This is a genomic window from Ruegeria sp. CDSB113, assembly GCF_059611045.1.
Genome location: NZ_JBXWOU010000001.1, coordinates 764962 through 790762 on the forward strand (window position 1 = coordinate 764962; position 25801 = coordinate 790762).

At 59.0% G+C, this 25801-nt stretch carries 23 protein-coding genes; 15 read left to right on the forward strand and 8 right to left on the reverse strand.

The window, feature by feature from the left end:
- Window positions 1-5 precede the first annotated feature (5 nt).
- Window positions 6-1151, reverse strand: coding sequence for a heme A synthase (ctaA, locus tag AC2FIS_RS03840; protein WP_496772016.1), 1146 nt, complete (start codon window positions 1149-1151; stop codon window positions 6-8).
- Window positions 1152-1213: 62 nt separating this feature from the next.
- Window positions 1214-1957 (reverse strand): RNA methyltransferase, encoded by a 744-nt coding sequence (locus AC2FIS_RS03845; protein WP_113790160.1) that lies wholly within the window; start codon window positions 1955-1957, stop codon window positions 1214-1216.
- Window positions 1958-2110: 153 nt separating this feature from the next.
- On the opposite strand from AC2FIS_RS03845, the gene AC2FIS_RS03850 reads away from it, so the two are divergent.
- The 4 genes from AC2FIS_RS03850 (at window position 2111) to AC2FIS_RS03865 (ending at window position 5335) form a co-directional block, all read left to right on the forward strand.
- Window positions 2111-2731 carry a thiamine phosphate synthase gene (locus tag AC2FIS_RS03850; RefSeq protein ID WP_282151322.1) on the forward strand — a complete coding sequence of 207 codons (621 nt, stop codon included), beginning with the start codon at window positions 2111-2113 and terminating at the stop codon, window positions 2729-2731.
- A gap of 54 nt (window positions 2732-2785) precedes the next feature.
- Window positions 2786-3679 (forward strand): PfkB family carbohydrate kinase, encoded by an 894-nt coding sequence (locus AC2FIS_RS03855; RefSeq protein ID WP_113790158.1) that lies wholly within the window; start codon window positions 2786-2788, stop codon window positions 3677-3679.
- Window positions 3676-4590: a pseudouridine-5'-phosphate glycosidase gene (locus AC2FIS_RS03860; RefSeq protein ID WP_496772017.1), complete on the forward strand. Its 915-nt coding sequence runs from the start codon at window positions 3676-3678 to the stop codon at window positions 4588-4590. The genes AC2FIS_RS03855 and AC2FIS_RS03860 overlap by 4 nt, the downstream gene beginning before the upstream one ends.
- A gap of 67 nt (window positions 4591-4657) precedes the next feature.
- Window positions 4658-5335, forward strand: a complete 678-nt coding sequence (locus tag AC2FIS_RS03865; RefSeq protein WP_058278068.1) for a DUF502 domain-containing protein — start codon at window positions 4658-4660, stop codon at window positions 5333-5335.
- On the opposite strand, the gene AC2FIS_RS03870 is transcribed toward AC2FIS_RS03865, so the two are convergent.
- Both AC2FIS_RS03870 and AC2FIS_RS03875 read right to left on the reverse strand, forming a co-directional pair.
- Entirely contained in the window at window positions 5336-6361 is a 1026-nt protein-coding gene (locus tag AC2FIS_RS03870) for a patatin-like phospholipase family protein (RefSeq protein WP_496772018.1), read from the reverse strand. It abuts the gene before it with no gap.
- Window positions 6362-6425: 64 nt separating this feature from the next.
- The gene (locus AC2FIS_RS03875; RefSeq protein ID WP_282118313.1) at window positions 6426-7199 is read right to left on the reverse strand and encodes a 3-hydroxybutyrate dehydrogenase; all 774 of its coding nucleotides are present in this window, start codon (window positions 7197-7199) and stop codon (window positions 6426-6428) included.
- 293 nt (window positions 7200-7492) lie between these two features.
- Between AC2FIS_RS03875 and AC2FIS_RS03880 the strand changes: the two genes are divergently transcribed.
- Both AC2FIS_RS03880 and AC2FIS_RS03885 read left to right on the forward strand, forming a co-directional pair.
- A complete protein-coding gene (locus tag AC2FIS_RS03880; protein WP_496721709.1) occupies window positions 7493-9307 on the forward strand; it encodes an extracellular solute-binding protein in 1815 nt (604 codons plus the stop codon).
- 448 nt (window positions 9308-9755) lie between these two features.
- Window positions 9756-10013 carry a hypothetical protein gene (locus AC2FIS_RS03885; RefSeq protein ID WP_306346065.1) on the forward strand — a complete coding sequence of 86 codons (258 nt, stop codon included), beginning with the start codon at window positions 9756-9758 and terminating at the stop codon, window positions 10011-10013.
- Here AC2FIS_RS03885 and AC2FIS_RS03890 read toward each other — a convergent pair.
- On the reverse strand, window positions 10002-10625 hold the full coding sequence (locus AC2FIS_RS03890) for a helix-turn-helix domain-containing protein (RefSeq protein WP_108858481.1): 624 nt from the start codon (window positions 10623-10625) through the stop codon (window positions 10002-10004). The genes AC2FIS_RS03885 and AC2FIS_RS03890 overlap by 12 nt on opposite strands.
- Before the next feature lie 65 nt (window positions 10626-10690).
- On the opposite strand from AC2FIS_RS03890, the gene AC2FIS_RS03895 reads away from it, so the two are divergent.
- The 5 genes from AC2FIS_RS03895 to AC2FIS_RS03915 all read left to right on the forward strand — a co-directional run bounded on the left by AC2FIS_RS03895 (window position 10691) and on the right by AC2FIS_RS03915 (window position 16520).
- On the forward strand, window positions 10691-12208 hold the full coding sequence (locus tag AC2FIS_RS03895; RefSeq protein WP_496772019.1) for a class I adenylate-forming enzyme family protein: 1518 nt from the start codon (window positions 10691-10693) through the stop codon (window positions 12206-12208).
- Entirely contained in the window at window positions 12205-12864 is a 660-nt protein-coding gene (locus tag AC2FIS_RS03900; RefSeq protein ID WP_058271782.1) for a DsbA family oxidoreductase, read from the forward strand. The genes AC2FIS_RS03895 and AC2FIS_RS03900 overlap by 4 nt, the downstream gene beginning before the upstream one ends.
- A 75-nt stretch (window positions 12865-12939) precedes the next feature.
- The gene (locus AC2FIS_RS03905) at window positions 12940-14148 is read left to right on the forward strand and encodes an MFS transporter (protein WP_496772020.1); all 1209 of its coding nucleotides are present in this window, start codon (window positions 12940-12942) and stop codon (window positions 14146-14148) included.
- A gap of 57 nt (window positions 14149-14205) precedes the next feature.
- On the forward strand, window positions 14206-15870 hold the full coding sequence (locus AC2FIS_RS03910) for a tetratricopeptide repeat protein (protein WP_496772021.1): 1665 nt from the start codon (window positions 14206-14208) through the stop codon (window positions 15868-15870).
- Complete coding sequence (locus tag AC2FIS_RS03915; protein WP_496772022.1) at window positions 15867-16520, forward strand: SH3 domain-containing protein; 654 nt, start codon at window positions 15867-15869, stop codon at window positions 16518-16520. The genes AC2FIS_RS03910 and AC2FIS_RS03915 overlap by 4 nt, the downstream gene beginning before the upstream one ends.
- On the opposite strand, the gene mfd is transcribed toward AC2FIS_RS03915, so the two are convergent.
- Together mfd and AC2FIS_RS03925 are read right to left on the reverse strand one after the other, a co-directional pair.
- A complete protein-coding gene (gene mfd, locus AC2FIS_RS03920) occupies window positions 16517-19975 on the reverse strand; it encodes a transcription-repair coupling factor (protein WP_496772110.1) in 3459 nt (1152 codons plus the stop codon). The genes AC2FIS_RS03915 and mfd overlap by 4 nt on opposite strands.
- A 19-nt stretch (window positions 19976-19994) precedes the next feature.
- Window positions 19995-20522, reverse strand: a complete 528-nt coding sequence (locus AC2FIS_RS03925) for a component of SufBCD complex (protein ID WP_496772023.1) — start codon at window positions 20520-20522, stop codon at window positions 19995-19997.
- Window positions 20523-20641: 119 nt separating this feature from the next.
- On the opposite strand from AC2FIS_RS03925, the gene hemB reads away from it, so the two are divergent.
- From hemB to AC2FIS_RS03945, 4 genes are all read left to right on the forward strand, one after another.
- Window positions 20642-21640, forward strand: coding sequence for a porphobilinogen synthase (gene hemB, locus AC2FIS_RS03930; RefSeq protein WP_496772024.1), 999 nt, complete (start codon window positions 20642-20644; stop codon window positions 21638-21640).
- A 142-nt stretch (window positions 21641-21782) separates the two neighbouring features.
- Window positions 21783-22355 (forward strand): lipid-binding SYLF domain-containing protein, encoded by a 573-nt coding sequence (locus AC2FIS_RS03935; RefSeq protein WP_113790146.1) that lies wholly within the window; start codon window positions 21783-21785, stop codon window positions 22353-22355.
- Window positions 22356-22526: 171 nt separating this feature from the next.
- The gene (locus AC2FIS_RS03940) at window positions 22527-24989 is read left to right on the forward strand and encodes a penicillin acylase family protein (protein ID WP_496772025.1); all 2463 of its coding nucleotides are present in this window, start codon (window positions 22527-22529) and stop codon (window positions 24987-24989) included.
- 108 nt (window positions 24990-25097) lie between these two features.
- Entirely contained in the window at window positions 25098-25493 is a 396-nt protein-coding gene (locus AC2FIS_RS03945) for an SgcJ/EcaC family oxidoreductase (protein WP_496772026.1), read from the forward strand.
- 12 nt (window positions 25494-25505) lie between these two features.
- Here the strand turns inward: AC2FIS_RS03945 and AC2FIS_RS03950 are convergent, their stop codons facing one another.
- Entirely contained in the window at window positions 25506-25790 is a 285-nt protein-coding gene (locus AC2FIS_RS03950; protein WP_496772027.1) for a putative quinol monooxygenase, read from the reverse strand.
- Between the last annotated feature and the right edge of the window lie 11 nt (window positions 25791-25801).

Sequence of the window (25801 nt, forward strand, 5' to 3'; positions counted from 1 at the left end):
GGAATTCAGGCTCCGCGCAAAGAGGTTGCTATTGGGTAAGCGGTCAGGAACCGCGCCCGCAGGATCAGCGTCCAGACGACGACGGCCATGAACTGGTGGAAGATGGCGATCTGCCACGGGGCTGCGTAGATCACGGTCGCGATCCCAATCACCACCTGCAGCGACACCGCTGCGAAGGCCGCGTTGAAGGCAAAGCGCGTTTGCGGGTGGGCGCTGGTGCTGCCGCGCCGCCAAACGATGATACCGAAGATAAACAGCAGATAGCCCGCACAACGGTGGATGAATTGAACCAGACCCGGGCTTTCAAAGAAGTTGCGCCACATCGGCTCCAACATCGCCATGTCAGGCGGCAGAAGCTGCCCACCGATCAACGGCCAATCGGTATAAGACCGCCCGGCGTCGATCCCGGCGACCAGTGCACCAATGAGTATTTGCAAAAAGGCAAAATGCATCAGCCCGGTGGATAGCGAGAACAGTTTCGCCTCTTTCGCGCGGCGGGCCTGCATCAGGTCGCGCTCCTCGCGGCCCAGCTCAAAGATGTACCATGCAAGGAATCCGAGAATTACAAATGCCAGCCCCAGATGAATCGCCAAGCGATAACTGGCCACGGCGATCATCCCCTCGCCCTGTGTCACGCCCGAGGCGACCATCCACCAGCCGACTGCACCCTGAACACCGCCCAAAAGGCCCGGAATCAACAACTTACCGGTCCAGCCGATTGGTGTTTTCCGCGCTATTAGGAAGCCAAAGAAGCCAAGAGCCCAGACCAGTCCAATCACGCGCCCCAGCTGACGATGGCCCCATTCCCACCAGTAGATGGATTTGAAGTCACCCAGCTCCATCCATTGGTTCTGGATGCGCCATTGATCGATCTGCTTGTATTTGTCGAACTCGGCCTGCCAGTCCGCCTCATTCATCGGCGGTATGGCCCCGGTAATCGGCCGCCACTCGGTGATCGACAACCCGCTGTCGGTCAGGCGGGTCAGCCCGCCCACAGCGATCATGACGACCACCAGCGCAAACAGGATCATCAGCCAGGCGCGAATGGCCTTGCGCGCACCCCCGCGGCCACGATCGATCATACCCGGTTGAACGGCTTGTTGTTTTTCAGTGTCTGAGACGTCTTCGAAGATGCTGCGCTTACCGCTCATGCTGTCCTCTTGTGCCTTGGATTTCGTCGCAAGCTAGGGTGAAGCGGAACATAGGTCCAGCCTCAGCCTTTGTCTTTCCAGCGGACCATCTGCCGCATGACCCCATGCAGCATCTGCACATCCGCCCGCGTCATGCGCATTCGCGACCACAGGTTGCGCAGGTTGGTCTTCATACCCTCGGCCTTTTCGGGCGGATAAAAGAACCCCGCCTCTTCCAGTCGGTCTTCATAGTGTTCGACCAATTTCTCGACCTCGATGCCCGTGGCCCAGTCGCCCTTGCCCAGATCGGTGGCCTCATGAACCACATCGCCGGTCTGGCGCATCCACTCATAGGCGGTCAGAAGCACGCATTGGCCAAGGTTCAGAGAGGCGTATTCCGGGTTTACCGGAACCGAGATGATCGCGTTTGCCTTAGCGATGTCTTCGTTTTCGAGCCCTGCGCGTTCCGGGCCAAACAGAACACAGACCTTTTCACCAGCAGCAACCTTTTCGGCAGCCAGTTGCATTGCGCGTTCCGGGCTGTAGACCGGCTTTGTCAAACCACGCTGCCGCGCCGTGGTCGCAAAAACAAAAGTGCTGTCGGATAGCGCACCGGCCAGATCGTCATACAGCTGCGCCTCATCCAACAGACGCCCGGCGCCGCTGGACATCGCCACAGCCTTGGGGTTCGGCCACCCGTCCCGCGGTGCCACGATCCGCATCCGATCCAGCCCGAAATTCCACATCGCCCGCGCGGCGGCACCGATGTTTTCACCCATCTGCGGGCGCACAAGCACGAATGAGGGCTGAGATTTATCGCTGGGCATGGCTGTCTCCGAAGGTTCCGCCTGCTCTAATCTGCGCGCACAGGCAGGGCAAGCCATCCGCGCCTTCATTTGGGCCGGAAACCAGCATAAAAGTTTGCTTCCCAGCCGCAATCCGCTAAACCGCGCAAAAGACTGAAAGCGAAGGACGCGCCAATGGACACCCCCGAGCAGCCGCAGATTTACCTGATTACGCCACCGACCATCGAACTGAGCACCTTTACGAACCGTTTGGCCAGCGTGTTGGACGGGGCAGAGATCGCCTGTATCCGATTGGCGCTGGCTGGTGGCGATGAAGACACCATCGCTCGTGCGGCGGATGCCTGCCGTGAGGTTGCGCATGCGCGCGATGTGGCGCTGGTGATCTCGAACCATGTTCTGCTGGCGCAGCGGTTGGGGCTGGACGGGGTGCATCTGGATGACGCCGCGCGCTCGGTCCGGTTTGCACGAAAGGAATTGGGCGCGGAAGCCATCGTTGGCAGCTTTTGCGGTGCGTCCAGCCATGACGGCATGTCGGCTGGCGAGGCCGGTGCAGACTATGTCGCCTTTGGACCAGTGGGCGCGTCAACGCTGGGTGATGGCACAATCGCCGAAATGGATCTGTTCCAGTGGTGGTCTGAGACGATCGAAGTTCCGGTCGTTGCCGAGGGTGGCCTGAACCCCGACCTAGTTCGCGATCTGACCCCCTGCACCGATTTTTTCGGTATCGGGGACGAGATCTGGTCACAAGATGACCCTCTGGCCGCGCTGAAGGGTCTGACCGACGCGATGCGCTGATTGGTGCGAGCGTTAACGCTTGCACCTACGCCGGGGCTGCGGCATGACGACGACATGACACAAAACAGCGACATCCTTTGTATCGGATCGGTTCTTTGGGACGTGATTGGCCGGTCCGCCAGCGCCATGCGGCAAGGGTCGGACGTGCCGGGGCGGATCACCCGCCTGCCCGGCGGTGTGGCCATGAACATCGCCATGACACTGGTGCGTTTTGGCATGACCCCCACCCTGCTGACCGCCATCGGGCGTGATCCTGAGGGTGATGAGTTGGCAAATGCGTGTTCCCGACTGGGCATGGTGACGGATCACATTTACCGTTCGCAGGATTTGCCGACCGACCGTTACATGGCGGTCGAAGGGGCCAACGGCTTGATAGCAGCCATCGCTGATGCGCATTCGCTTGAGGCCGCGGGTGCCAAAATCCTGCGTCCATTGATGCACGGGCCATTAGGGTACGAAAACGAGCCGTTCGAAGGACCTATTGCGCTGGACGGCAATCTGACACTGAACTTGCTTGAGGAAATCGCCCAAAGCCCCGCCTTTGCGCGCGCCGATCTGCGTGTGGCACCAGCCTCGCCCGGTAAAGCCGAACGCTTGCTGCCGTTCCTGAAACATGCGCGGGCAACGCTGTATGTGAACCTCGAAGAAGCCGGCATCCTGTGTCAGCGCGAATTCAAGGATTCCGAAAGCGCCGCCAAAGGTCTGCTGGATCGCGGCGCGCTGCGGGTGTTGGTCACCGACGGCGGAAGTTCTGCCACGGTTGGTAATGCGGATGAAATCCTGACCCAAACACCCCCGTCCGTTCTGGTTACCCGCGTAACCGGCGCAGGCGACACATTCATGGCGGCCCACATCGCCTCAGAATCCGACGGAGCATCAAGCGAAGAGGCCCTGGCCCGCGCTTTGCACGCCGCCGCAACTTACGTATCCGGAGAAACCCCACTGTGATCGACATTCAATATTCCGCCGAGGTCCGTGCCGCCAAGGACGCAGGCCAGCCTATCGTGGCGTTGGAAAGCACCATCATCACCCACGGGATGCCTTTCCCTCAGAACATCGAGGTCGCGGCACAGGTTGAACAGGACATCCGCGACGCGGGCGCAATTCCGGCAACTATGGCCGTGATCAAAGGCAAACTGCATGTGGGCCTTGAGGCTGATGAGCTGAAAGCTCTGGGTCAGGCGCAGGGCGTCGCCAAGCTGTCGCGCGCTGATATGGCAGCCTGCATGGCAACCGGCGGCACTGGCGCAACCACAGTCGCTGCGACGATGATTGCCGCCCATTATGCTGGGATCGAAGTGTTTGCCACCGGCGGCATCGGCGGGGTACATCAGGGTGCCGAGACGACCTTTGATATCTCAGCCGATCTGCATGAGCTGGCCCAATCCCCGGTTACAGTTGTCGCTGCAGGCGCAAAGGCCATCCTCGATCTGGCAAAAACGCTCGAGGTTCTGGAAACACTGGGCGTTCCTGTCATCGCTTACGGGCAGGACGAATTCCCGGCCTTCTGGTCGGCCAAATCCCCTTATGTCGCGCCCCTGCGCATGGACAGCGCCGAAGACATCGCTACGGCGCACGCCGCACGCCGCGCGCTTGGCTTGCCCGGCGGCCAGCTTGTTGCCAACCCAATCCCGACCGCCGATCAGATCCCGGCCGAAGAACTGGCTCCCATCATTGCATCGGCACAGGCCGACGCAGATACACACCGGATCAGTGGTAAGGGTGTCACGCCCTACCTTCTGCAACGGATTTACGAGCAGACCGAAGGGCGTTCGCTGACGGCCAACATCGCCTTGGTCCGCAACAACGCCCGACTGGCGGCCGGAATTGCTCGGGCGCTGTCCGACCGAACCGATTGACATAAGCCTATTGTACCAAGGCACCCAACTGCTTAACTAATTCGGCAGAAAACCGCTCAGGACCGCAATGAACACGCCATTTGACGAAGAACCACATCGCCGCCCGGGCCTGTTTTCGCGACTGCGCGCGTCATTCCTGACGGGCATCGTCGTGATTGCGCCTGTGTGGCTGACCATTTGGCTGATCTGGTCCGTGGTCGGCTGGATCGACAGTGCGGTTCTGCCCATAATTCCACAACGGTTCCAGCCGCAGGAATACGTGGGCATCAACCTGCGGGGCGTCGGCGTTGTCATCTTCCTGATCTTCACTGTTCTGGTTGGATGGATCGCCAAAGGTATTCTGGGCCGGTCCCTGATCCAAATTGCCGAAAGTCTTGTCAGCCGGATGCCTGTCGTCCGGTCTGTCTATTCGGGGATCAAGCAAATCTCGGAAACGGTTTTTGCGCAGACTGAACGGTCGTTCGAAAAAGCATGCCTGATCCAATACCCGCGCCGCGGTATCTGGGCGATTGGTTTCGTCTCGACCGCGGCAAAAGGCGAAGTCAGCGAGCGGGCTGAAACCGGGGGTGAACTGCTAGGTGTCTTCGTCCCGACCACGCCCAACCCGACCTCTGGCTTCCTATTGTTCTTCCCGGCCGAGGACGTGATCCTGTTGGATATGACAATCGAGGACGCCGCGAAGTTGGTGATTTCCGCAGGCCTTGTTTACCCCAACGAAAAAGACCCGACGCAGCCGCCCGAGTGATCAGCCAAACATCTCGGGCAGGTCGACGGTGCTGCGTGCGCCAAGATCGGCTTTGTGATCGCCGATGAACCGATGCGCCGCGGCGCGCCCGGCTTCCTTCAGCTTGTGCAGGATCACAGGGTTGGGAACCGTCTTGGTCGCCACAGACAAATCATTCATCAATTCGTCATCCGCAATCATGTGGACAAATACGCGGCTCATCTCTCCGGCCGTCAGCTTGCCGTCCGCCAACAGACGCTGAACAAAATTGATCGCCCGCAGCTCGCGAAACAGGGATGAGTTAAAGCTGATCTCGTTGATCCGGTTCTGGATCTGCTGCGGAGTTTTTGGCACCTCATCACGCTCAAGCGGGTTGATGTTCACGACCACGACGTCTTCAGGCAAATCATTGTTAAACAGGGGATAAAGCGCCGGGTTTCCAGTGTAACCACCATCCCAATATGCCTCGGTCCGGCCCGAGCTGGGGTCAAATATCTCGACGGCCTGAAACAGGCTCGGCAGGCAGGCCGAGGCCAAAATGGCATCCGTTGAAATCTCTTCCCCGGTGAACACCCGGATCTTGCCGCTGCGCACACAGGTCGCGCAGACAAACAACTGGGGTCCCTGATCCGTGCAAATCTCATCAAAGTTGAACCGATCCACAACCGGTTCCAGGGGATTGCGGTAAAAAGGACCATAGGCATAAGGCGACACCATCCGCGACCAGGCATCACCAATCGAGAATGGCAGTGAATACTCCATCGACTGGGCAATCTGCGCAGGCTCCAGCGCCTGCATCCAGTTAGCCAGGCGCATATCTCCCACAGCACCCATCCGTGCCCATAGCCCGTCCAGACAAGCCCGCGCGCCGTCGCGTCCGTTGTGCACCATCCCGGATTTGAACGCAGCGCCATTCAGCGCCCCGGCCGAGGTCCCAGTGATGGCCGCAACCTCGATATCCTCTTCGTCCAGCAGCCTGTCCAGAACGCCCCAGGTAAAGGCACCGTGCGCGCCGCCACCCTGCAAAGCCAGATTGATCCGTTTCACTGTCCTGCCCCTTCATCTTTTCCAAAATACTCCGGGGGTGCGGGGGCAACGCCCCCGTGAAACCTCACAACGCTGTCCAACCGCCATCGACCGAGATCGTGGTCCCGGTGATCTGCGCTGCCGCATCCGAGCATAGGAAGATCGCGGTGCCACCCAATTGCTCGACCGTGGCGAATTCTTTCGAAGGTTGCCGTTCAAGCATCACGTTCTTGATCACGTCCTCACGGCTCATGCCGTATTCCTTCATGGTGCCTGGGATCTGTGCCTCGACCAATGGTGTCAGGACGTATCCCGGGCAGATCGCATTGCATGTGATCGGCTCCTGCGCGGTTTCCAGCGCCACGGTTTTGGTCATGCCAACCACGCCGTGCTTTGCCGCGACATAGGCCGCCTTGAACGGAGACGCCGTTAACCCATGTGCCGAGGCGATATTCACAATACGTCCCCACCCGGCCTTGCGCATCATTGGCAGCGCGGCGGCCATCGTATGAAAAGTCGAGTTCATGTTGATCGCGATGATCGCATCCCACTTTTCGACCGGAAACTGATCAACCGGCGCGACATGCTGAATGCCCGCGTTGTTCACCAGAATATCACATGCCCCCGCCTTTTCGATCAGCGCGCGGCATTCTTCACCTTTAGACATGTCTGCCTTGATATAGCGTGCGCTGGTACCAGTCTCTTTCGAAATCTCGGCGGCCAGCGCATGATCTTCATCGCGGTCAGTAAAGGAATTCAGCACAACGTTGGCCCCGGCCTTCGCCAGCTCGCGCGCGACGCCCAATCCGATCCCTGAATTGGATCCGGTGATGATGGCTGTTTTTCCCGAAAGGCTCATGGCCGAACTCCCACAAAGTCAACTTTGGCGACACAGTGCCATGCTGCAACTGCAAAGAAAACGGGGAAACATTCGGGCGGCGCAACCTACGTCAGATCCGAACAAAAAAAACGCCCGCACGAAGCGGGCGTTAAGTTATTGAGGCAGGTTTCATACAGGCAAGAAACCTATCGAGCAGTGCGTCCTTTATAAGCAATTTCTTGTGTTCGTCCAAGCTAAAAGTTTGAAAACAAGAAAAATCATAGCTACGATGAATCCCAACAAAATAAGGCCAGAGCAGGATTGTTTCCAAAATGAGCCCCGATTTTCTACGCCCCGTTCGTCCATTGATCGCGGGAATCACTGCACTTTTGAGCACGTCAATTGCTTATGCAGAATCGACCCATGGCATAGCTATGTATGGTGACCCGGCCCTACCACCGGATTTTGTGTCCCTGCCCTACGCAAATCCGGACGCGCCAAAAGGCGGGAAAGTCGTGTTCGGAAATACGGGCGGCTATAACAGTTTGAACCCGTTCGTGCAAAAAGGCAGCTCGCCCTGGCAATTGCGATTTTGGACCCATGAGGGCCTGATGGGTCGATCCTGGGACGAACCTTTCACTCTTTACGGGCTGTTAGCCGAATCAGTTGAGACCGCGCCGGACCGGTCCTGGGTCGAATTCACCCTGCGTGAGAACGCCGAATTCTCGGATGGTACACCAGTCACAGTGGATGATGTCATCTGGTCGTATGAGACTTTGGGCACCGAAGGCCACCTGCGATATCGCGGGTTGTGGGGCAAGATCGACAGTATCGAACAGACCGGTCCCCGCACGGTGCGCATCACCTTCAACGAACCCGACCGCGAGCTTGCCCTGATCGCAGGCCTGCGCCCGATCCTGCAGAAAGCCCAGTGGGAAGGGAAAGATTTTGCCAATGCCGGGTTGCATGACATTCCGGTCGGAACCGGGCCCTACATCGTCGACAGCTATGAGGCCGGTAGATACGTGAACCTCAAGCGGAACCCGGACTATTGGGGCACTGATATCCCCTTCCGTAAAGGCACCATGAATTTGGACGAAATGCGGATCGAGTTCTACGGCGACGGCACTGTTCTGTTCGAGGCTTTCAAAGCCGGTGAACTGACTGCGGTACGTGAATTCAATGCCGACAAATGGGCCAATCAATACAATTTCCCGGCCGTCCAACGCGGCGATGTGGTCAAGACCGAGATCCCGCACGGCAAGCCTTCGGGCATGACCGGGTTTGTCATGAACACCCGCAAAGCGCCGTTTGCCGACTGGCGTGTCCGCGAGGCGCTGATGCTGGCGTTCAATTTCGAATTCATCAACGACACGATTACCGGCAACGCGCAGCCGCGTATCTCATCCTATTTCTCGGGCTCGGACCTGGCGATGCAGCCCGGCCCGGCAAGTGGTCGCGTCGAAGAGCTGCTATTGGAATTCAAGGACGACCTGCCCCCCGGAACGCTTGAAGGCTACACCTTGCCGGAAAGTGACGGATCGGCCCGCAACCGCTCAAACATCCGCGCTGCAACCAAACTGTTGGCTGAGGCGGGCTGGACCATCCAGGACGGCGTGCTGCGTAACGAAAACGGCGATGCCTTTACCCTGACCGTGTTGCTGCAACAGGGCGACACCGAAAGCGAAACGGCAATCGAGATCTACACGCGCGCGCTCGAGCGCCTTGGCATCGCTGTGAACACCGAACAGGTCGACAGCGCCCAGTTTACAAGCCGAACGTCGGCTCTGGATTTCGACATGACCTATTTCCGTCGTGCATTGTCCCTGTCACCCGGCAACGAGCAGCGCCTGTACTGGGGCAGCGAAAACGCGAATACTCCGGGCACGCGCAATTTGATGGGGGTGGCTTCACCCGCTGTGGACGGAATGATTGACGCCATGCTGGCCTCGGAAAGTCATGAGGATTTCGTCGCTGCAACGCGCGCGCTTGATCGTGTGTTGACCGCCGGGCGCTATGTCATTCCGATCTGGAACTTTGATGTGGGCCGGATCGCCCACGCCAAGGAACTCAAGCAGCCTGAAAGCTTGCCGATCTATGGCGATGGGCCGGAGTACATGCCGCAGGTTTGGTGGTACGAACAGTAACGGGTCACGCGCGGCACCTAAAGGACGTGGGCGGAAATCGGCGCACAGCCTATGGGCACCGCATATTGCGTGCCGAATTTTTGCCACGCCAACATGTTGAAATTGCCCCAATGTCAAGTGTACCCTTAAAAAACTCACACAAAAAGCTTTACTGACCGGGGTTTAGCGATATAGCTTGTACATATACTGCAGTACGCTGCACGAATTGATTATTGCTTTGAAATTCAAAACGTAACTCTTCGTCCGGTGTGCAGCACATCGAATTTACGGACCGGCCTCCACTCACTCAAAAATCAGGTCCGTCTGCCCGTTGCGGATAGGCTGCAACGGGCACTTTCGATCCCGTCAAAAATCAAACCGCCACCCGACCCCGGGTGCGACATTTTGTCATGCCCGAACGCCCCCACCACCTTCGTACGCTGGTTCTTGGGACGAGCGGTTTGAAACCATGAAAACGGAAAGCTGTCTAATGTTGAAATGGACCGATCTGACGCAAGACTGGAGTGCAATGTATACCCGCGCCAAACGGCGCTTTCCAAACCTGCGGGATCAGGACATGGTGCGGTTAAGCCAAGACCGCAAATGTTTCGAAGCGTATCTGGCTGAACGCCATCAACTGACCATGAACGAAGCCCACGAAGAGCTTGAGGACTTTTTGTTCACGGAAGGCTTGAACCGCGAATTCAGCCGGTCGTTAAGTAAGTGATGTTACCCACAGGATCATTGCATCTTCGTCGCTGACCGAGATTACATTGTGACCCATGCTCCCGTCGTAATAGGCGCTGTCGCCGCGGCGCATTTCGACTGGTTCATAAAACTCGGTGTAAAGGCGCACAACACCCGTCAGGACATACAAGAACTCTTCTCCGTCGTGGCGGACCCAGCCGTCGAACTCATCCATTGACCGCGCGCGGACACGGGCCCGATAGGGCAACATCTGCTTTTTTGTCAGCGTTTCGGCCAGCAGTTCATGTTCATAGGTGGTTGTGGGATGGGCAGACCCTTCGCCCATGCGCGTCACGGCCATCCGGCCGATCACTTGGTCCCGCTGCGGTGGTGTAAACAACTGCGGCACCGAGATCTCAAGACCGGTCGCAAGCTTTTTCAGCGCGTCATAGGTGGGCGACATCTGACCGTTTTCGATCTTGCTGAGCGTTGAACGCGCCAAACCGGCCTGTGTGGCCGCCTGTTCAAGCGTCCATTTCCGCGCTTTCCGCAGCTCGCGCACACGCGCGCCGAGGTCAAGTGGTTCAACTTCCGTATGTTCGCCCGAGTCCCGGGCAATGCGGATCAAAGATGTCTGGTCTTGGGTACTCATGCGTCATTCTATAGGCGCAGCCCGTCGCGCTTGCAACGCAGCAGTGGTCGCGCTAGCCAGTTGCCATGCTTTCTATTTTTGATCAGGGGCCGCCGCCGGCCTGCCCGTCTCCGTTCAATCTGGCAGCGCATGTACTGCGCTGTGCAGACAGGCTTTCGGTCAAGACCGCCCTGTCTGTGGTGGGCTCCACGGATGCCAGGAATTGGACGTATCGCGAGTTGCAGCAGGCCATTCTGGGCACTGGCACAGGGCTGTTGAATGCCGGTTTGAAGCCCGGCGATATCGCGTTGATGCGGCTTGGGAACACGGTCGATTTCCCGATTGCCTATCTCGGAGCGATAGCTGTCGGCATCATCCCGGTCCCAACCTCATCGCAGCTGACCGAGCCGGAAACAGAGCGCATGATCAAGGACCTCAGGCCTGCCGCCATTCTGCGTGACCCACAGGTTGCGTGCGCCGCGCATCCGGTTCAGATTGACCTGTCCGATTTGGCCGGAATGCGTGATCTGCCTGCTGCTGAGTATCAAATGGGTGACCCGGAACGGATGGCCTATGTCGTCTATACTTCGGGCACATCGGGAAAACCGAGGGCTGTAGCCCATGCCCATCGCGCCATCTGGGCGCGTCAGATGATGGTGGATGGCTGGTACGGGTTGCGTGAAACCGATCGCCTGTGTCACGCGGGCGCGTTCAACTGGACCTATACCTTGGGCACCGGTCTGATGGATCCGTGGACCATTGGCGCAACGGCTCTTATCCCCGCGCCGGGCACCGATCTGGACGCTCTACCTGCCCTGCTACGCCGTCATCAGGCCACCATCTTTGCTGCAGCACCGGGCGTATTCCGTAAGGTGGTGAGCTCAACAGACGACCTCGACCTGCCGGTATTGCGACATGGGTTATGCGCCGGAGAAAAACTGTCACGGCATCTGCACGAACAGTGGGCGCAAGCGACCGGCACTGAACTTTACGAGGCCTATGGCATGTCCGAGTGTTCGACTTTCATTTCGTCCAGCCCGGCGCATCCAGCGCGGTCCGATGCATTGGGCCAACCGCAGCCTGGCCGCCGTGTGGCCATCCTGGGACCTGACGGTCCCGTACCTCAGGGTCAGGAAGGCACCATTGCCGTACACAGGTCCGACCCCGGCCTGATGCTGACCTATCTCAATGCCCCCGACGAGGCCGAAGCCCGGATGCAGGACGACTGGTTCCTGACCGGCGATCAAGGGGCCATGGCCGTGGATGGCCAGATCGCTTATCTGGGTCGCGATGACGATATGATGAATGCCGGCGGCTATAGGGTGTCACCGGTTGAAGTCGAGGCGGCGCTGTCTCGATACCCCGGCATCGCGCAGGTCGGGGCTGCGGCAGTCGAGGTCAAGCAGGACACATTTGTGATAGCAGCCTTCTATACAGGACCGGAAAAGCTGGACGACAACGCCCTGCGCACCTATGTCGAGGCAAATCTGGCGCGCTATAAGCAACCGCGCGCCTTTATCCATCTGCCTGAACTGCCCACCGGCGGGAACGGGAAACTTCTGCGCCGGGCGCTGCCGGCCTATTTCAAGGCGACCAACCGATGACCGAGACCGTCAAGCTTGATATCATGTCCGACCCGATCTGCCCGTGGTGTTATATCGGCAAAACCCATCTGGACAAGGCGCTGGCGGCGATCCCGGACCATCCGTTTGTGATCGAATGGCATCCGTTCCAGTTGAACCCCGACATGCCGGATGCCGGAATGGATCGCCGCGAATATCTCGAACGCAAGTTCGGGGGCAAGGACGGTGCTGTGCGGGCCTATGCTCCGGTCGTTGATCATGCCGAGAACGCAGGCCTTAAGATCGACTTCGAAGGTATGAAGCGCACGCCCAACACACTGGACGCGCACCGCCTGATCCATTGGGCCGGGATTGAAGGCAAACAAAATGCCGTGGTCGATGCCTTGTTCGACGCCTATTTCGTGCAGGCCCGCGATATCGGCGATCATGAGGTTTTGGCGGATATTGCCGACAATGCCGGAATGGACGCAGCGGTCGTTCTGAAACTGCTGAAATCCGACGCTGACCGCGAGGATATCAGCAACCGTGACAGCCATTCCAGGCAAATGGGCGTCAGCTCTGTCCCGACGTTCATCGTTGCCAATCAACATGCCGTCCCCGGGGCGCAACCCCCTGAAATGTGGGAAAAAGTGATTGCTGAAATCATGTCTCAACTTGAGGCTTCCCCTGCAAATTAGCACAGACCTCTGTGCAATTTGACACCTAGCGTCAACTGATTTGCCGTGATAGCGCGAACAGATCAGGAGGGCGTTATGGCCAATCGCATGTCTCGGGGTGAGTTCATAGCACTTGTCGCAATGATGTTTGCGACGATCGCGTTTTCGATCGATTCCATGTTGCCTGCACTGCCAAATATCGGCGCGCAACTCAGCCCTGACGACGTCAACAAAGCCCAGTTGATCCTGACCTCGTTTGTGTTGGGTATGGGGATAGGCACGTTTTTCACCGGTCCGCTGTCTGACGCTTTTGGCCGCAAACCAGTGATCTACGTCGGATCGGCACTGTATATCATCGCAGCGGCGGCTGCCTGGGCCAGTTCATCACTCGAAATGCTATTAGTCGCCCGTATCTTCCAGGGGATCGGATGTGCGGCCCCCCGTGTGGTGGCCGTGGCAATTATTCGCGACCTGTATTCGGGCCGCGAGATGGCGCGGATTGTATCGATTGCGATGATGATCTTCACCCTGGTCCCAGCAATTGCGCCAATGCTTGGTGCCGGCGTGATCGCACTGACTGGATGGCGGGGTATCTTTGCCTCATTCATCCTGTTCTCACTGATCACCATCGTCTGGATGGGCCTGCGCCTTCCGGAACCCTTGTCGGCCGAAAACCGTCGCCCGCTGCGCATGCCCCTTATACTGGACGCCGCGCGCCAGATGTTCACACACCCAACGGTGCGACTGTCGATCTTGGTTCAGACACTGTGTCTGGGCATGTTGTTCACCATGCTGACGATGGTTCAACCGGTCTACGATGTCATCCACGACAGTGCCGACAGCTTCCCATTCTGGTTTGGCTTCGTGGCGTTGATGGCGGGCTCAGCCAGCCTGTTAAACGCGGCACTCGTTATCAAATTGGGGATGCGCCGGATCGTGACATGGGCGCTGGGTGCGCAGGTCCTCTTTACCACAGCTGTCATCGCCCTGAATGCGGCAGACCTATCGCCCACGCTGTCCTTCGCAGTTTTCGTAAGCTGGCAAACGGCAGTCTTCTTTATGGCAGGCATGACTATGGGCAACCTGAACGCCATCGCGATGGAGCCTATGGGCCATATCGCGGGTATGGCGGCTTCTGTGATCGGTGCGATCTCGACCGTGTTTGCTGCCGCGATTGCGGCCCCCATCGGGCAGATGTTCGACGGGTCCATCACCCCGCTGGCTGTCGGCATCCTGGCCATGAGCGCTGCAGGCTTCGGCCTGATGCTGCGTATGGGGCGGATCGAAAACAGGCTGCCAGCCTGATCTGTGCAGGAACGATGAATCAGGCTAACCTCTGCTCAATATGAGTGGAGTTTTTCAGTGAGCGACTATTACGACCTTGGCGCATATTCCTGTCCGATAACGACGACCTCAACAGACGCACAGCTCTGGTTCGACCGGGGGCTGAATTGGACCTACGGCTACAACCACGACGAGGCGGTTGTCTGCTTTCAACGGGCGCTTGAATTTGACCCCGACTGCGCGATGGCCCACTGGGGCGTGGCTTATGCCGCGGGCCCGAATTACAACCTGCCTTGGAACCTGCTGGATGACCGCGGGCAACGAAAGGCGCTGGCACTGGCCTATGATGCCACGCAGAAAGCCGAGGCTTTGACCGAAGGGTGCAGCCCGACGGAACAGGCGCTGATCCGCGCTCTGCCCGCGCGGTATCCACAGCGCGATCCCGTCGACGACATGCATAGCTGGGACCACGATTTCGCCGATGCGATGCGGGCGGCTTTTGCTGAACTGCCAGATCACCTTGACCTGCGCACCATCTATGTCGAGGCGCTGCTCAACCTGACCCCCTGGCAGATGTGGGACCTGAAAACCGGTAAACCCGCTGAGGGCGCCGCGACGCTGGAGGCGCAAAAAGCCCTGGAAGACGCGATGGCAGACGATCCGGCGGCGATGTCGCATCCGGGTCTGTTGCATCTCTATGTTCATCTGATGGAGATGTCGCCGACACCGGAAAAGGCGCTGAAGGCTGGCGACGTGTTGCGCACATTAGTCCCGGATGCGGGGCATTTGGTGCATATGCCAACCCATATCGACGTGTTGTGCGGGCACTATCAGAACGTCGTTCACTGGAATGAAAAGGCGACCGAGGCTGACTTGAAGTATTATGAGCGCGAAGGCGCGTTCAATATCTACACAGGCTATCGCCAGCACGACTATCATTTTGCCATCTACGGCGCGCTGTTTCTTGGTCAAATGGAACCCGCGCTGCGTGCCAATCAAGGCATCTGGGACACCACGCCCGAAGAGATGCTGCGCACGGAAAGCCCGCCCATGGCGGATTTCTTCGAAAGCTACATGTCGATGGGGCCGCATATCCTGATCCGATTTGGCCGGTGGGAAGAGGCAAAAGCCCTACCGCTGCCCGACGACCAGGATCTCTACCGCACTGTCACCGCAACCACCCATTACGCACGTGCAATCGCCTATGCGGCCACAGGTGAGGTGCCCGAAGCAGAGGCCGAAGAGCGACTGTTCCTTGCCGCTAAGGATCGGGTTCCGGAAACCCGGCTGCTGCACAACAACCGCGTGATCGACTTGCTGGACATCGCCCGCGAAATGCTGCGCGGAGAGATTGAGTATCGCAAAGGCAACTATGACGCCGCATTCGCTCATCTAAGGCGCTCGGTCGATATGGACGACACGCTGCCCTACGACGAGCCATGGGGGTGGATGCAACCCGCGCGCCACGCGCTTGGTGCATTGTTGTACGAACAGGGCCACGTGCCCGAGGCCGAAGCGGTGTATCGGGAAGATCTTGGGCTTGGCGGCACTCTGAGCCGTGCCTCAATCCACCCCGACAATGTTTGGAGCCTGAAGGGCCTGCATGATTGTCTGAAAGCACGCGGTGAGAGTGTCGAGATCAAACTGATCAAACAGCGTCTTGATCTGGCGCTTGCCCGGGCCGACCGGGCCGTTGGGGCCTCGTGTTTTTGTGCTCAGGCAGCAATGAAAGCCGCAGAATGATCCGCGCACTGCTGTTGTCACTGTTGGTCTGCGGCCCGGCTCTGGCTGACCGCCAGTCTTTTCCGCCGGCCGATGAAGCAGAACGCGATCCTACCCTCGCGGCCTTTCGGGATAGTTTGTTGGCGAGCGTGGCCGCACGGGATACCGAGGCCGTGATCGCAGCTGCTTGCCCGGACATCTATCTCAGCCACGGCGGAAATGGCGGGCCCGGGGAATTCCTTGAATACCTCGCCCAGGAAAACAGCTCTCTAGAAGACCAGAGCCGCCAAGCCTATTGGAGCGATCTGGAGACCACCCTGTCCCAACCGGGCTATTTCGACGACGAGGGCGAGTTTTGGATGCCGCATCAATGGCAGATCACTTTGCCTGCCTCATTGGACCCTTACGTGGCCTACTTTGTGACCGGTGAGGACGTGACCCTTCGGCAAGCTGCCGAACCAGGCTCCCCAGCGCTGAGCCTCATCAGCTACGAGATCGTCATCGTCCCGAACTATCGCGACGGTGCCGATTATCAACCGGTGATGCTGACCGACGGCACACGGGGATTCATGCACGGCGACTTTCTATGGCCCATGACAGGCCACCGCGCCGCATTCGTAAAATCCGACGCGGGCGAATGGCAATTGTGCACTTTCGTCAGCGGAGACTAGGCTTTCGCCTTTTTCTTCTTCGCTGCCATGACCTTTTCCGCCAGATCGCGGGCGATGGCGAATGCGCCTTTAATCTTGTCGCTGTCCTTCTTCCAATCGCGTCTGACGACGATCTTGTTGTCCTTGACCTTGGCCAACCCGCGCTGGTTCTGAATGAACTCTACCAAACCCTCCGGCGAGGCGAACTTGTCGTTGTGGAACTGGATTGTCGCGCCTTTCGGCCCGCCATCCAGTTTTGCAATCCCTGCGCGTTTGCACATCGCCTTGATACGCACGACCAACATCAGGGTGTTCACCTCTTTCGGCAGCGTGCCGAACCGGTCGATCAGTTCTGCGGCAAAACCTTCCAGTTCGACCTTGGTCGAAAGCGATGACAGGCGACGATAAAGTCCCAAACGCACATCCAGATCGGGCACATAATCTTCGGGGATCAGAACTGGCACGCCCAGATTGATCTGTGGCGCCCATTGGTCGTCGGCTTCCGACAGCCCTTCCATCTCACCGGCTTTGATCTTGGCAATCGCCTCTTCCAGCATCGATTGATACAGCTCATAGCCGACATCGCGCATCTGGCCAGATTGTTCCTCGCCCAGCAAGTTGCCCGCACCACGAATGTCCAGGTCTTGCGATGCCAGCGTGAACCCTGCCCCGAGTGTATCCAGCGAGCCCAGAACCCGCAGGCGTTTCTCGGCTGTAGTCGTCAGTTTCTGACGCGGCTTGGTGGTCAGGTACGCATAGGCACGGGTTTTAGACCGCCCTACCCGACCACGGATCTGATAGAGCTGCGCCAGCCCGAACATATCCGCCCGGTGCACGACCATCGTGTTCGCGGTGGGAATATCAAGCCCGCTTTCGACAATCGTCGTCGCCAACAACACGTCGTATTTACCGTCATAAAAGGCGTTCATGCGGTCGTCGAGTTCACCCGCCGCCATTTGCCCATGCGCCACCATATAGGTCAGTTCGGGCAGCTGTTCTTTCAGGAACTCTTTGATCTCTGGCAGGTCCGAGATGCGCGGGACAACGTAGAAGCTCTGCCCGCCACGATAGTGTTCGCGCAGCAGCGCCTCGCGAACAGTAACCGCATCGAATTCGCTGACATAGGTACGAATGGCCAGACGGTCGATCGGCGGTGTGCCGATGATCGACAGGTCGCGCACCCCGGTCAGGGAAAGTTGCAGCGTTCGAGGGATCGGTGTGGCGGTCAGGGTCAGAACGTGAATGTCGCTGCGCAGCTGTTTCAGACGTTCCTTGTGACCGACGCCAAAATGCTGTTCTTCGTCGATGACCAACAGGCCCAGATTGTTGAACCGGATACCCTTGGCCAGCAACGCATGGGTGCCGATCACGATGTCGACGGTCCCGCGCGCCATACCATCACGGGTTTGCTGTGCATCTTTCGCGGACACAAAGCGCGATAGCTGCCGCACCTCCAACGGAAAGCCCCGGAACCGTTCCTTGAAACTGGCCGCGTGCTGACGGGCCAGCAAGGTGGTCGGTGCGATCACGGCCACCTGAACGCCGGACATCGCGGCGACAAAGGCCGCGCGCATGGCAACCTCGGTTTTACCGAACCCCACATCACCACAGATCAACCGATCCATCGGCGCGCCGGAATGCATGTCCTCCATCACTTCCGAAATCGCGCGTAGCTGGTCGTCGGTTTCCTGATATGGAAAACGGGCGCTGAACTCCTCCCATGCGTGTGGGGGCGGATCCATGACCGGAGCTTTGCGCAAGGCGCGCTCGGCGGCGATACGGATCAGCTTGTCCGCCATCTCGCGGATGCGTTCTTTCAGCTTGGCTTTCTTAGCCTGCCAAGCGCCGCCACCCAAGCGGTCCAGCAAACCTTCGTCATGGCCGTATTTCGACAGCAGCTCGATGTTCTCAACCGGCAGATACAGCTTGGACTGTTCGGCATATTCCAGCAGCAGGCATTCATGCGCAGCGCCGGCTGCCGTGACCACTTCCATCCCAATGTACCGCCCGATCCCATGGTCGACATGCACCACCAGATCACCGGGGCTGAGCGATTGGGTTTCGGTCAGGAAGTTCTCGGCCTTGCGGCGCTTCTTGGGTTGGCGGATGAGGCGGTCACCCAGCACGTCCTGCTCGGCGATCACGGTCAGACCCGGCGTTTCAAAACCGTGCTCAAGCGCCCAGACAGCCAGATGCAATCCGCGTTTGCCAATCCGGGTGCCATCAGTGACAGGGACGGCTTCGGCCAGGCCTTCATCCTCGATCAACCCCGTCAGGCGCTCTCGTGCCCCTTCGGAATAAGACGCAATCAAGACGGGCCCCTTGGCCATCTTGTCGGTGATATGGCTTGCCAAAGCACCAAACAGGCTGATGCTTTCCTGCTGCCGCTCTGGCGCGAAATTGCGGCCGATCCGCCCGCCTGCATCGATCACACCGGGACCGCTGGCCTGAGGCAGCGGGCTGAACTGCATCACCCGCCGGTCCCCGACCGCCTGCTCCCATGCGGCATCGTCCAGATAGAGCAATCCGGGTGGTGTAGGCTTATACACCGTGTCCATGCGCGAGCGGTTTTCCAGCGCCAGACGCCGCGTTTCATACTGATCGGCAATTGTATCCCAGCGGGCAAGCCGCGTAGGTGTCACCTGATCATCCACAGTGATCGTCGCATCCGGCAGATAATCAAACAGGGTTTCCAGCTTTTCGTGGAAGAACGGCAGCCAGTGTTCGATGCCTTGGTGTTTGCGCCCTGCGCTGATCGCCTCATACAGCGGATCGTCGGTGCCCGCCGCGCCAAATTCGATGCGATAATTTTGGCGGAACCGCGTTATGGCAGCGTCATCCAGAATGACCTCGGAAACCGGGGCCAGTTCGATCACGTCCAGCTTTTCGGTCGTGCGTTGCGAAACCGGGTCAAATCGGCGCGCGCCGTCCAGCACGTCTCCGAACAGATCCAAGCGAACGGGGCCGGATTCACCGGGGGGGAAAATGTCGATGATACCGCCGCGAACCGCATAATCACCTGGCTCCATCACCGTCGGACTTTGCGTGAACCCCATGCGAACAAGGAAGTTCCGCAGCGCCGTTTCGTCGACGCGATGGTTCACGCGGGCGGTAAAGGCAGCCTCGCGCAGCACATCCCGCGCAGGCACGCGCTGGGTCGCGGCATTCAGCGTGGTCAGCAGGACAAACCGATCCGGCATCTGATGCACCAATGCGGCCAAAGTCGCCACACGCGCCGCTGCTATGTCGGCGTTGGGCGACACCCGGTCATATGGCAGGCAGTCCCACCCGGGAAACACAAAGACCGGCATATCGGGGGCAAAGAACGCCAGTGCGGCCCGCATCGCCTCCATCCGTTTATCGTCACGCGCGACGTGACAGACCGGCCCGCCAGCGCGCGCAATCTCATTCAGAACAAGCTGTGCGTCAAACCCTTCGGGAGCGCCGCCAACCCTCACATGGTTCGGAGCTGTCATCGCCTTGCCTTTCTGATTTTCATCCCCCGAGAACGCCGATCGAGACATTCTGGTACATACCCCAAAGTGACGTGATGACAATTGAGATCATGCCAATGATCTGGGTGTAAATCCTGCAGCGCACAAGGATCTTCGACACGCTTTCGAGCACCGGCTTGATGCCCTGCAACTTGCGTGCGGCGCGAATGTTGATCAGCATCACCAAACTCACAGGAAACAGCAACAAAAACACGGCCTGCGCAAATTCAATGCCATAATAGAAACCCAGCATCGCAAGCCCGGTATAAAAGAAACAGCCAAAGGCAAGAATAACCAGGCCTGACATATCAACGATGTAAAGCAGCCTGTTGCCGTTGATCCGAACGATATCCAGCAGGTCCTGCTCGGACTGTCCGCCAACACGGCGGGCACGTACAAGCAGATCGTAGGGAACCCCCATCGCCCAGTGGCTGGCCGACGACCAGAGCACTGCCAGCACAATCCAGTACCACAGATTCGAAAAGCTGCGCATGTCGATGAGTTCGAAAATCGAAGAGTGCAAATCCACGCAACAGCCCTTTGTTCATTGTCCTTGGGGCGTTCTTCGCGCAGGCGCGTCCAATGTTACCCTTGAGACCATCGGGAATTCATGCCACCCAATGCACGAATATTCAAGGAGAGCGCGACATGAAACCGACCATCGCCCCCTACCCCCTTACGCGATTTCGCCGGGCGCGCCAATCCGGTGCTATTCGTGGGTTGGTGCGGGAAAACGCACTGACGACAGACGATCTGATCTGGCCGGTTTTTGTGCGCGACGGCGACGGCATTGAAGAACCCGTACCTTCGATGCCCGGCGTTGTGCGGCGCTCGGTCGATCTGATCGCCACCGCCGCAGTCGAGGCACAGGCTATGGGCATCCCGGCGATCTGCATCTTTCCTTATACTGATCCCAGCCTGAAAACCGAAGATTGCGCTGAGGCGTGGAACCCCGAAAACTTGTCGAACCGGGCCATTCGGGCGATCAAATCTGCAGCCCCCAATATCGCCGTGATGACCGATGTGGCGCTGGACCCCTATAACATCAATGGCCATGACGGCTATGTTGTCGACGGCGAGATTGTGAACGATCAGACCGTCGAGGCACTGGTCAAGATGACACTGGCGCAGGCCGAGGCAGGGGCCGACATCATTGGCCCCTCGGACATGATGGATGGCCGCATCGGCGCGATGCGCGGCGCGCTTGAGGCTGCGGGGCACCACAACGTGATGATCCTCAGCTATGCCGCTAAATATGCGAGTGCATTCTACGGCCCCTTCCGCGATGCGGTGGGCGCGTCAGGTGCGCTGACCGGAGACAAGAAGACCTACCAGATGGACCCCGCCAATTCGAACGAGGCCCTGCGCCTGATCGAGCGTGACCTGACCGAAGGCGCAGACATGGTGATGATCAAGCCGGGCATGCCCTATCTGGATATCTGCCGCCGCGTGAAAGACACGTTTGGCGCGCCAACCTATGCCTACCAGGTGTCCGGTGAATACGCGATGATACAGGCAGCTGCGCAGAACGGCTGGATTGATGGTGAGAAGGTCATGCTGGAAAGCCTGCTGGCCTTCAAACGCGCAGGCTGCGACGGAATCCTGACCTACTTTGCACCGCAGGTCGCGCGCATCCTTCAGGGCTAAAACCCCGGGCGGTCGCGACTTTTCGCCGATTGTGAACGCTGTTGGACCAGCTTTCCCGTGACACACGGACGCAATCGGCGTATTCTCGCACACAAGATCGGGAACACCCGACACTTCAGGCAGTTTATACAGAGAAAAAAACATGAGCAGTTCCAACTCTCCCCGACTAAACCGTCGTGGCTTTGCGCTTGGCATGGCCGGGCTCACACTGACCGCTGCATGCGGAAACGGTGTAGGCAATTCCAATGCGGCCCAGATCGACGCCCGTGTGAACGTGACGCTGAACGAAATGTTCAGCAAGTACCCCAATACCGTCGAGATCGCCGAAAAAGCCGACGGCATGCTGGTGATGCCACTGATCACCGAGGCCGGGTTCATCTTTGGTGGTGCCTATGGCCAGGGCGCGCTGCGCATCAACGGCGCAACGGTCGACTATTACTCGGCCCTATCCGGCAGTGCTGGTCTGCAGATCGGCGCGCAACAATATGCGCATGTCCTGTTCTTCATGACGCAGGACGCCCTAGATGACTTCCGCCGTTCCAGCGGTTGGACCGCGGGTGCGGATATCGGCTATGTCGTCGACGCCACCGGCGACTCGCTCTCAACCGACACGACCCAATTGCGTAGGCCCGTATTGGCCGCCGTTTTCGGACAGGCCGGTCTGAAATTCGGCGCGACCGTCGAAGGCACCAAGTACACGCGCATTATCCCCTGATATCGAATACCACCCCCCTTTGCCACGGACCCCGCCACATGTTCAAAACCATGTGGCGGGGTTTTTCATCTCAACATGTTAACTCAACGTTCGCGCGGCGTTCCTCTTTCGGTTGCCCGGTCCTTCCAGTAGGGTTCAGCCAATAATTTCTTATGGGGATATGGGGCGTTCATGGGTCTTGTCTTTCGCTGGCTGGTTCGGATTGCTACGGGCCTGATCCTGTTGGCCGTTGCGGCTGTGGGTCTTGTCTACTTCCTGGCCAGCCAGTCCCTGCCGGATTATGACCAGACCGTCGAAGTCAGCGGGCTGCGCGCCCCGGTCGAGATCGTGCGCGACACCGCCAATGTTCCGCATATTCTGGCCGAAAACGACCCGGACGTGTTCTTTGGCCTGGGTTATGCCCATGCGCAGGATCGCCTGTGGCAGATGACCGTGATGCGTCGCACGGCGCAGGGCCGTTTATCCGAAGTGTTCGGCAAGCGCACTGTCCCTATCGACAAGCTCTTGCGCCGTTTTGACCTTTACAGTCTTGCCCACCGCTCGGTCGAGGTGCAGGACGATTACACCAAAGCTGCGCTGCGCTCTTATTCTGCGGGCGTCAATGCCCGGCTGGATGAGATCAATGAGAACGCATTGGGACGCGGCGCGCCCGAGATGTTCCTGTTCAACGCGTCTGTTTCTCCGTGGCAGCCCGGCGATAGCATTGCGATCATCAAACTGATGAGCCTGCAACTGTCTGGCCATTTGAAAGATGAGGTCCTGCGCGCCCGCACATCCCTGATGCTGAACGATCCAAAGCGGCTGGCCGATATCCTGCCAGACGTACCGGGCGCGGGTATCGCGGCGCTGCCGGAATATGCGTCCTTGTTCCCAGACCTGCCGCGCTATGCCGAAGGCACGCCAATGCCCGACACGTCGCTGTCACCATTCCCTAAACGCGGCTTGGCCGGGGCGTCGAACGCGTGGTCAGCCGCGCCTTCGCGTTCCGCGATCGGGGGCACCCTGCTGGCCAATGACCCGCATCTGGGCCTGACCGCACCCGGCATATGGTACCTGGCACGGCTTGAGCTTGCCAAAGGCGGTGTCATCGGCGCGACCATTCCGGGCGTTCCCGCGATCATGACGGGCCGCAGTGATAGGTTGGGCTGGGGCCTGACCTCGTCTTACCTGGACGATCAGGATGTTCATATCGAACAGTTGAATCCGGAAAACCCAGAAGAGTACCTGTCGCCTGATGGTTTCAAACGGTTCCGCTCTCGCCCCTCGATCATCGAGATCAAGGACGAAGCCCCCATCACCCTGACCCTGCGCTGGACCGACAACGGACCCGTCCTGCCCGGCAGCCATTACGATCTGGAAACGATCACCCCGCCCGGGCACGTTGCCTCATTGGCCTGGACCGCACTTAGCCCGCGCGACACGTCGATGACGGCCTCGATGGCACTAATGAATTCAGACAATGTCCGCGAAGCCATCGATGTGGCCGAGCTGTTCATTGCGCCGTCGCAAAATCTGTCGCTGGTCGACAAGGACACGATCGGCATGAAGCTGATCGGCGCAATGCCTGGCCGAGACCTTCGCAACCAAAGCCGCGGCCGTATCCCAACGCCCGGTTGGTTGGCCGAGAACCTGTGGCAAGGCCGCTTGCCTTATGCAAACAACCCCGAGTTCGTGACACCAGCAGGCGGGATTCTGGGCAATACAAACAACAAGATCATCGACCGCCCTTTCCCCAATCATGTCTCGTATGAATGGGGCGATACGCAGCGCGTGCACCGTTGGGAACGCCTGATGCAATCGCGCGAGGTTCACACCCGCGACAGCTTTATCGAGGCGCAACTTGATACCGTCAGCTTTACCGCCCGTTCGCTTCTGCCGCTAATCGGCGCCGATCTTTGGTTTACCGGAGCCTCTGCGCCCGAGGGCACACCGGAACGCCGTCGTCAGGTCGCGCTGGCCCTGCTGGCCGAGTGGAATGGTGAGATGAACGAACATCTGCCTGAACCGCTGATCTATGCCGCATGGTTGCGCGCGCTGCAGATCCGGCTGATCTCGGACGAGCTGGGGCCGCTGGCGGCCGAATACAAACATGTTGAACCGCTTTTCATCGAACGGGTGTACCGCGATATCGACGGCGCGTCGGTCTGGTGCGACGTGCGCCAGAGCGCGCCAGTGGAAACCTGCACCGATATGGCACGGCTGGCGCTGGACGATGCGCTGATCTGGATTAGCGAGAAATACGGTGGTTCGCTGGAATCCCTGCGTTGGGGAGATGCCCATCAGGCCACGCATGACCACCCGGTTCTGGGCACGGTTCCCGTTCTGCGGTTCTTCGTCAACATCCGCCAATCCACCAGCGGCGGCGACAACACCCTGCTGCGCGGGCGGACATCGGGCGAAGGGCCCAACCCTTTCCAAAACGTCCACGGTGCGGGATATCGCGGTGTCTATGATTTTGCCGATCCCAACAGTTCGGTCTTTATCACGGCCACGGGTCAGTCGGGGCATTTCCTGTCGCGCTACTACGACGATCAGGCCCAGCTTTGGCGGCGGGGTGAGTATATCCCCATGTCACTGGACATGGATCTGGCCCGCGCGGCAGCGGTCGGCGTAACCAACCTGACGCCGCGCTGATTTCACTGCTTCGGCAGGACCTTGCCCCTTTTGCAAGCTGCCGTGGACGCGCGCAGGTGTTTTCGCCTACGATCTGCAAGCCGACAATTCGGGACCTTGGGGGTACAGATGGCCAGTTTTCGGGATATGATGAACAATCTCGCACGCGATTACGCAATCGCGTGGAGCTCGGGCGACCCAAATGCGGTTGCCAGCTTTTTTGCACCCGACGGGCAGATCACGATCAACCGGGGTGAACCAATTGTCGGCCGTGCCGCCGTAGCAGACATGGTGCGTGAATTCTACGCCGACTTCCCGGATCTGGAAGTGCGCTGCGACATGCTGCGTTGGGCCGGATCACACGCGATTTTTGTCTGGACGCTGGAAGGCCATCACTCAGAGACCGGCAACCACGTCGTCACGCGTGGTTGGGAAGAATGGGAATTGACCGCTGACAACAAGGTGCAAACGTCGCTGGGTTGGTTCGATGCTGACGACTATCAGCGCCAGATAGACGGGCAGTAGCGGACGCCCCGCCTAAACGCGCGTGATCTGGTAGTCGCGCGGAATGCCTTCTGTCACCTTGAACCAAGTCGAGGCTTTGGTTCGCGCCTGATGGGCGTCAAAGGCCGCTTGGTTTTCAAAGATTTCACGCACGTTGAACCGGCCCGGAATATCCGCGTCTTCTGTCACGTCGAATGAGATGCACCCCGGTTCGGCCCGCGTCAGGGCGATGTGGTCCGGCAACGCCTCCCGCACCTGCGTGATCCGATCGGCAGGCACGGAAATATGACCACGCAGAACCACCTTAGCTCCTACCATCGTGACCTCGC

What these genes read in the sequence shown, in the direction of transcription:
- ctaA (WP_496772016.1), bottom strand. Translation starts at nt 1,151, where the DNA reads ATGAGCGGTAAGCGCAGCATCTTCGAAGACGTCTCAGACACTGAAAAA.
- AC2FIS_RS03845 (WP_113790160.1), bottom strand. Translation starts at nt 1,957, where the DNA reads ATGCCCAGCGATAAATCTCAGCCCTCATTCGTGCTTGTGCGCCCGCAG.
- AC2FIS_RS03850 (WP_282151322.1), top strand. Translation starts at nt 2,111, where the DNA reads ATGGACACCCCCGAGCAGCCGCAGATTTACCTGATTACGCCACCGACC.
- AC2FIS_RS03855 (WP_113790158.1), top strand. Translation starts at nt 2,786, where the DNA reads ATGACACAAAACAGCGACATCCTTTGTATCGGATCGGTTCTTTGGGAC.
- AC2FIS_RS03865 (WP_058278068.1), top strand. Translation starts at nt 4,658, where the DNA reads ATGAACACGCCATTTGACGAAGAACCACATCGCCGCCCGGGCCTGTTT.
- AC2FIS_RS03875 (WP_282118313.1), bottom strand. Translation starts at nt 7,199, where the DNA reads ATGAGCCTTTCGGGAAAAACAGCCATCATCACCGGATCCAATTCAGGG.
- AC2FIS_RS03880 (WP_496721709.1), top strand. Translation starts at nt 7,493, where the DNA reads ATGAGCCCCGATTTTCTACGCCCCGTTCGTCCATTGATCGCGGGAATC.
- AC2FIS_RS03885 (WP_306346065.1), top strand. Translation starts at nt 9,756, where the DNA reads ATGAAAACGGAAAGCTGTCTAATGTTGAAATGGACCGATCTGACGCAA.
- AC2FIS_RS03890 (WP_108858481.1), bottom strand. Translation starts at nt 10,625, where the DNA reads ATGAGTACCCAAGACCAGACATCTTTGATCCGCATTGCCCGGGACTCG.
- AC2FIS_RS03895 (WP_496772019.1), top strand. Translation starts at nt 10,691, where the DNA reads ATGCTTTCTATTTTTGATCAGGGGCCGCCGCCGGCCTGCCCGTCTCCG.
- AC2FIS_RS03900 (WP_058271782.1), top strand. Translation starts at nt 12,205, where the DNA reads ATGACCGAGACCGTCAAGCTTGATATCATGTCCGACCCGATCTGCCCG.
- AC2FIS_RS03905 (WP_496772020.1), top strand. Translation starts at nt 12,940, where the DNA reads ATGGCCAATCGCATGTCTCGGGGTGAGTTCATAGCACTTGTCGCAATG.
- AC2FIS_RS03915 (WP_496772022.1), top strand. Translation starts at nt 15,867, where the DNA reads ATGATCCGCGCACTGCTGTTGTCACTGTTGGTCTGCGGCCCGGCTCTG.
- mfd (WP_496772110.1), bottom strand. Translation starts at nt 19,975, where the DNA reads ATGACAGCTCCGAACCATGTGAGGGTTGGCGGCGCTCCCGAAGGGTTT.
- hemB (WP_496772024.1), top strand. Translation starts at nt 20,642, where the DNA reads ATGAAACCGACCATCGCCCCCTACCCCCTTACGCGATTTCGCCGGGCG.
- AC2FIS_RS03935 (WP_113790146.1), top strand. Translation starts at nt 21,783, where the DNA reads ATGAGCAGTTCCAACTCTCCCCGACTAAACCGTCGTGGCTTTGCGCTT.
- AC2FIS_RS03940 (WP_496772025.1), top strand. Translation starts at nt 22,527, where the DNA reads ATGGGTCTTGTCTTTCGCTGGCTGGTTCGGATTGCTACGGGCCTGATC.
- AC2FIS_RS03945 (WP_496772026.1), top strand. Translation starts at nt 25,098, where the DNA reads ATGGCCAGTTTTCGGGATATGATGAACAATCTCGCACGCGATTACGCA.
- AC2FIS_RS03950 (WP_496772027.1), bottom strand. Translation starts at nt 25,790, where the DNA reads ATGGTAGGAGCTAAGGTGGTTCTGCGTGGTCATATTTCCGTGCCTGCC.